Raw genomic sequence first — 903 nt, 5'->3', positions numbered from 1 at the left:
TCAGAATTTATAAACACTGGTTTATTCACAAATGCCTCCATACTGCCTATTGGCAAAAGTTATTTTCTAAGATATGGGAGATAAATATATGCAAAAAGTGCAAGTGTCAACATAAAAATGTAAAAAGTGCATATTTATGCTAGATATGTTTTTTTAAAAAGTGCACTATCCACAATTTATGGAGATACAAAATGCAAATAGCGGAACAAGATTCTAATCTTTTAAAAGGGTTTTCTCAGAAAGAAAAGGAAACTATAACTTATCTTTTGATTGCCTTAAAAACTCAATATATAAAATCACAGACTTCTTGTTTTCTTCAGAAAGATCACGATAAAAATTCATAAATTCTTGATCAACATCATTGAAGAAATTGGGGGGGGGCTCGTTAAAAAACTCAGCTATTTTAACTAATTCCCCAATACTTATGCTTCTTGATTTTCCATTTTTGTAAGGATTAATCATTCTGCTTATAGTGGATTGATGGATTCCCAAGTAGGCGGCTAGTTCTATTTGAGCACCGTGTCCGCGCTCGTCTAATTTTTTTTCTAGCCATTGTTGGATACTTTTTTCAATATTGCTACTCATAATTTAAATATTATCCCTAAAAATACGTAAAATGCAAAAATGTGAAAGGTGCATTTTTTGTTGACATATGTAAAAAGTGCAATTATTTATTGTGCTGTTATGGAGATTACATATGCCTTCGAGATTAATTATAAAATATTTAGGTGGTTTCAAAACTGTAGCAACCATAGTGCAAAGAGATGTGTCATCTGTTTATAGATGGCGTGACATGCCAGCAAAACACCAGCAAAAAATTTTAGATTACGCACGTGATCATGGGATAGATTTGCGTCCAGAAGATTTTTTTTATCCCGAGCGCTTGCAGAGATTAATGCAAGA

2 protein-coding genes are annotated in these 903 nt (G+C 32.3%); one reads left to right on the top strand and one right to left on the bottom strand.

What is annotated here, in order from left to right:
* Positions 1-252: 252 nt before the first annotated feature.
* Entirely contained in the window at positions 253-585 is a 333-nt protein-coding gene (locus ACFIL8_RS11195) for a helix-turn-helix domain-containing protein (protein WP_375612684.1), read from the bottom strand.
* 112 nt (positions 586-697) lie between these two features.
* Here ACFIL8_RS11195 and ACFIL8_RS11190 point away from each other — a divergent pair.
* Positions 698-903 (top strand): hypothetical protein (locus ACFIL8_RS11190; RefSeq protein WP_375612683.1); only part of this gene is annotated, 206 nt, incomplete at its 3' end.

Source organism: Bartonella sp. AP57NXGY, assembly GCF_042195805.1.
Lineage (GTDB): Bacteria > Pseudomonadota > Alphaproteobacteria > Rhizobiales > Rhizobiaceae > Bartonella.
The sequence above is the reverse complement of the archived record's forward strand: the minus strand, read 5'-3'. Positions and strand labels throughout refer to the sequence as shown.